This is a genomic window from Actinomycetes bacterium (assembly GCA_036510875.1).
Taxonomy (GTDB): Bacteria; Actinomycetota; Actinomycetes; order Prado026; family Prado026; genus DATCDE01.
On sequence record DATCDE010000242.1, the window covers coordinates 1 to 4,993 of the forward strand.

The following is a 4,993-nucleotide window of genomic DNA, read 5'->3' on the forward strand; positions in this document are numbered from 1 at the left end:
GCAATCCACCAATACGCACCCACCCGCTGACCAAAAACGCCCAACACCGCGAGTTGGGTAATACACCAGTCCGACCCGAAAACCCACCCCCACCAGGCGAAACCAGACCCGCCATCCACGAAGGCCGGAAACTCCCGCTAGAGGGTATTTGCCGCACAGCGATGTTGGTCGCCGTCAGCCCGCTGATGTCATCGGCGCTGTCCGCCGTCAGCCCACCGCCGGGATTCGTCACCATGATGTTGGCGGGCTTGACATCTCGATGCACCCGGGTCGCACGGTTCTACAATCTGCCCTGGACACCATCCACTTCCTACGCCGCAACGAGGTTGCGGTGCCGGTGACAGCGTGCTGACAGCATCTTCTGGCCGCTGGGCAAGACCGCGCGGAGGGCGATACCGACCAGCGCCGCCACGCGCTCGCGAACATTCTCGGCGTCGAGCTGGTCGTGCCCATTCGGGTCGACCGGCGACCCGCGTCCAATTTCCGACTCCATCTCAAGGCCGGCGGGTTCTTGGGCCACTCAGAAGTGTCGCAGGCGCGCCGTAACGCAAGTTGGGGAAACGAGCTGTTCAGGTGCCATCTCGGGCCCAAGTCCAGGTCACGACGTCGATGCATCACAGAGGACGCCATCGGTGATATTGAGGGTGCGATCGGCATAGTGGGTCATCCTCAGATCGTGGGTAACGATGACCGCGGCGGTGTCGCGGGCGCGGACCTCGGTCACGATGAGTTCCATGACCTGTTCACCCAGCTTGGTGTCGAGCGCTGACGTGGGCTCGTCGATGAGCACCAGGTCGGGCTCATTCATGAACGCCCGGCCCACCGCCACCCGCTGACGCTCCCCGCCGGAGAGTTGGGCGGGCAGGTTGGACTTGCGCTTGTCGAGTCCCAGCTCGCCGAGCAGCTGATCGGCGCGCGCCGCCGACTTCTTTTTGTCACGCCTGCCGAACTCGGCAACCACCAGCAGATTCTCGCGGGCGGTGAGAAAGGGCACCAGGTTCACGCTCTGGAACACGAACCCAACGCTCTCGCGCCGGAACTTGGTGAGCCGCTTCGGGTCGTACCCGCTGATGTCGTCTCCGGCCACCACGACCCGGCCCTCCGACGGCGACAACAGGCCCCCCGCGATGGACAGTAGCGTCGTCTTGCCCGAACCCGAGGGTCCTACCAGTGCGACGATCTCCGCGTCGCCTACCTCGAGGGAGGCGCGGTCCACGGCGACGATCTCACCCTCCCCAGACTGGTAGACCTTGCGGATGTTCTCGAGTTGCAGCGCAGTCATAGGTTTCCTGGTCTCAGCCGATGGCAGTTGCGGGATCGATGCCGACGACGCGGCGCAGCGAGAGCGCGGAGCCGAGGGTTGACATGACGATCAGTCCCACCGCGACCTCGATTGCCCGGCCGCCAGTAAGTTGAAGCGGCACCTGCGCCGGGATCACACCCCGGGCAGCCAACGCCAGCATGGCACCCAGCACGAACGACAGGGCCGCGATCACGATCGCCTGCACGACCACCTGACCGAAGACCTGGCCACTTGACGCGCCCATGGCCTTGAACACGGCGTACATCCCGATGCGTTCGAGAGTGAGCAGAGCGAAGAAGAGCGCCACCACCAGAGCCGCCACGAAGAACGTCGTGTAGATGATGGCGTTGAACGTCGACCGTTGCTGCTTGATGCCCGGCAGCGAGTCGACAGCGAAGGAACGCGTCACAGTGTGGGTCGTCCCGCCGGTGGCAACGTCGATGGCTGCCGCAACCCGGGTCGGGTCCGCGCCGGCAGCGGTCGAGACCGTCAGCACCTGATACGTGCCGGGTGCCAGCACCTGGTCGGGTCGGGCCGAGGCCAGCGCGGCCTGCCAGGTCTCGACGTTGCCCCACAAGCCGCCTTGGATCAGGAAGTTGGTGTCGGACACCCAGCCGACGACCTCCACCGTGTATTGTGTGGGTCCAAGCAGCAAAGTCTGGCCCGCCCTGACCCCGTAGGCCTTCAGGCTCGTGTCCGCGTACACCTGGCCGGTCTGTCGGGGCGGGGCCGGCACACCGTGTGGCGCACGTTCATAACCGAAGAGCGCCACGCTGGCCTCCGTGGCCTGTCCGGGGACCTTGGCCCCGACCAGGGCGACTCCGAGGCCGCCGACTTGCTCGACGCCCGGCACGCGCTTGACCTCGGCCGTCGTGGCGGCGTCGATCCGCGAGCGGACCACCGACAGCTTGGCGTCGGCGGCGTAGGTCAGCAGCTGCCCCGGCTGGGCCCGCAGCGCCCCGGTGAATCCGTTGTAGAGGCCGTCCAGCAAGCCGCCCAGGACCAGCAGTAGCACGGTGAGGAGCACCAGGGCGATGACCGCAGGCGCAAACCGCCAGGGTCGGCGGCGCAACTCCAGCAGCGCTACCTTCATTCGATGCCGCCGAGTCCCGGACGACTTACCGCCTGGACCGGCTCGATGCGCAGCACGCGCCATACCGAGAAAGCCACGCCCAGGAGTGAGAGACCCACGATCACGACCGTGCTGGTGAGCAGCGCTCGCGGTTCGATGGTCAGCGGGAGGCCGGCGTTTGCCGTTGCGGTGGCCGCCAAGAGCAAACCCACGGCGATCAGCAACGCTACCCCCAGCACCAGGGTGACCTGATGGAACAGGCCTCGAACCAGATAGCTGGCCGGCACCCCCACCGCCCGCAGCAGCGTCAGGGATGCGGTCTTCTGAACGGTCAGGATCAGGAAGAAGAACCCGGTCACGAGGGCGACCACGACGACCGCGAGCGCCAGCACGATGGCGATCGATCCCTTCGTCGACGAGACGCCGGGCGCGTTGGCCACCGCCTCGCTGCGCGTCAGTGCGGCCACCCCTGGCACGGTGGCGTTGATGGACGCGGCGACCGCCTGCTGGCTCACCCCTGACGACGGGATCACCGCCACCGCTGAGGCCAGCACCGCGGTCGCGTCGGGGTTCGCTGCTTTGCGCAATGTCATGTAGGTGGCGTAGGCGACGAACAATGTCGGCAGCACGCTGAGCTGGCTCTGCTCGGTCAGACCCACGATGGTGACCGGCGACCTCCCGGCGGCAGTGGTCACCGTGTCGCCGATGGCGAGGCCCTGTGCCTCGGCGCTGGCCACCCCCTCGCCGGCCGCGGTGGCCGGTCGGCCGCTGATCAGCTTCGTGGGCTGACCGGGCTTGCCCGGTTCGGCTCCGATCACGGCCAAGTCGACCTGCTGACCTCTGGCCAGGAAGGTCAGCGTGGCCACGCCCAGTGGTCCGGCCTGGCCCACCCCCGGTACCGCGGCCACCTTGGCAACGATGTCCGGGCTCAGCACGCTGGCTTCGACATTCTCGCGAGCTTCTGAGCTGAAGACCAGGACGGTGCCCGACTGGTTCTGCAGCGCGCCGGTGAAGCTGTTGAGCAGCGCCGACAGCAGCGTCTGCTGGAAGAACACCAAGAAGATGAGCAGGCCGATAGCCCCGGCCAGCAGACCGAAACGCACGGGTGCACGCCGGATCTCACGACTGGCCAGGAGCACGAACCAACCCTACGGCGTGTGAGGCTCCCGCTTCCCCTGACTCCCAGCAGCACCGCGTCAGTTGATGTTCAGAGGCGAAGACTGACGATGACTGCCCCAGCAGGGAATTCGTCCAATGGCTTCCGGGGGTTGGTGATGTGCTGGCCGGGCCTCTGTGCGAGTGAAGTGACCAACGACTCGCGGCGCTGGTGCCCTTGCGCCCTAGCCGGGGACGAGCCGCCGGCGAAGCATCGACAACGTCCACACCGACGCGAAGTCGTGGTGGCGGAGGGGAGGAAGGGTCATGAAGTCGCTCATCGTCTGTGTTTCAATCTCGCAGGGCAACACCCGCCGCGTAGCCGATCGCATGGCTGAGGTGCTCCACGCCGATGTCGTCGAGCCCGAAGCGGTGGACCCCGAGGCGCTGCGTGACTACGACCTGGTCGGCTTCGGGTCGGGGATCTACTTCAATAGGGTCCATCCGAGGTTGTGGAAGTTGGTCCGTGGCCTGCCGCGCGTCGATGGCGTCGCAGCGTTCACGTTGTTCACCAGCGGCGGCCCCGAGCTCCCGCGGGTGGGCTACAGCCGACCGATCCGTCGCCAGCTCACGTCGAAGGGGTTTCGCGTCCTCGATTCGTTTTCCTGCCGCGGCCTCGACACTGTCGGGCCGTTGCGCCTCGTGGGCGGCTTCAACAAGGGACGGCCGAACGAGCGTGACCTCGATCGGGCTGCAGGGTTCGCGGCGCGGCTGAACGAGCAGGTCATGCGCTCGCGCACCGCTTCCTGACGTCACTGTCCCAACGCCACCGGGCACCCCATGGTCACCGGTGGTTGGTCGGTAGCCGCGGTCTGCAGCTCGACCGGCGGCGCCAGGCGGCAACCGCACAACCCGCGTCCTCTTTCTTCTCGCAGCGATCGGAGACGAATACCGTTGTCAAGAGCAGCTTTTCGGCGTTAGCGACTTTGGTGACGATGTCGGGCGCTGCGAGATAGACCTCCCCGCGGATTCGGTCGGCCGTCGCCTTGCGCGCGGGTCTTCACCGAGGATGTGCGCTGGGTCGTTATCGCCGCGACACCCCGCCACGGGTGGTTGGTGGGTTCGGTTGTGGTTGTCGGCGCCGAGCGGATTGCTTCCCTTGCGTCGGCCCGCCACCCTCTCTGGGTGGTGAGCCGAGAAAGCGGGTCCCCTTAGGACCGGATGTGGAGGGCCAAAGGACCCTAGCCGCAGATCCAGCCGGGAGCGGAATCTGGTTAATAGTCGAGCCGCCCCGCAACGCCGACAGCGGGCCGGCGAGGTGGCACAGTGATTGGACTTTCGGCCGTATCGACACTGACCGACTGGCCTGCCTGTGGATAGCGAACGCACCCATGATGGGTCCGTCGAGACGAAGGAGTAAACGATGAAGGCCAAAGTCGGGGACTGGTTAGTGATGAAGGGCACCACAACTGAGCAGCACGATCAGCGCGGACTGATCACCGAGGTGCACTCCGAAGACGGCT

General features: G+C 66.4%; 6 protein-coding genes. 2 read left to right on the plus strand and 4 right to left on the minus strand.

The window, feature by feature from the left end:
* Nucleotides 1-310 precede the first annotated feature (310 nt).
* The 4 genes from VIM19_14015 to VIM19_14030 form a co-directional block, all read right to left on the minus strand.
* Nucleotides 311-520, minus strand: coding sequence for a hypothetical protein (locus tag VIM19_14015; protein HEY5185981.1), 210 nt, complete (start codon nucleotides 518-520; stop codon nucleotides 311-313).
* 78 nt (nucleotides 521-598) lie between these two features.
* Nucleotides 599-1,282 carry an ABC transporter ATP-binding protein gene (locus VIM19_14020; protein ID HEY5185982.1) on the minus strand — a complete coding sequence of 228 codons (684 nt, stop codon included), beginning with the start codon at nucleotides 1,280-1,282 and terminating at the stop codon, nucleotides 599-601.
* Between the two features lie 13 nt (nucleotides 1,283-1,295).
* Entirely contained in the window at nucleotides 1,296-2,396 is a 1,101-nt protein-coding gene (locus VIM19_14025; GenBank protein ID HEY5185983.1) for an ABC transporter permease, read from the minus strand.
* Nucleotides 2,393-3,514 (minus strand): ABC transporter permease, encoded by a 1,122-nt coding sequence (locus tag VIM19_14030; GenBank protein HEY5185984.1) that lies wholly within the window; start codon nucleotides 3,512-3,514, stop codon nucleotides 2,393-2,395. Before VIM19_14030 ends, VIM19_14025 begins: the two co-directional genes overlap by 4 nt.
* 283 nt (nucleotides 3,515-3,797) lie before the next feature.
* Between VIM19_14030 and VIM19_14035 the strand changes: the two genes are divergently transcribed.
* Both VIM19_14035 and VIM19_14040 read left to right on the plus strand, forming a co-directional pair.
* Nucleotides 3,798-4,280 carry a flavodoxin family protein gene (locus VIM19_14035; protein ID HEY5185985.1) on the plus strand — a complete coding sequence of 161 codons (483 nt, stop codon included), beginning with the start codon at nucleotides 3,798-3,800 and terminating at the stop codon, nucleotides 4,278-4,280.
* A 613-nt stretch (nucleotides 4,281-4,893) separates the two neighbouring features.
* Nucleotides 4,894-4,993, plus strand: a 100-nt coding sequence (locus VIM19_14040) for a DUF1918 domain-containing protein (GenBank protein ID HEY5185986.1), incomplete at its 3' end; no start/stop codon positions are given.

Excerpts from the sequence above, each read along its gene's own strand:
- VIM19_14020 (HEY5185982.1), bottom strand. The coding sequence starts at position 1,282 with ATGACTGCGCTGCAACTCGAGAACATCCGCAAGGTCTACCAGTCTGGG.
- VIM19_14025 (HEY5185983.1), bottom strand. The coding sequence starts at position 2,396 with ATGAAGGTAGCGCTGCTGGAGTTGCGCCGCCGACCCTGGCGGTTTGCG.
- VIM19_14035 (HEY5185985.1), top strand. The coding sequence starts at position 3,798 with ATGAAGTCGCTCATCGTCTGTGTTTCAATCTCGCAGGGCAACACCCGC.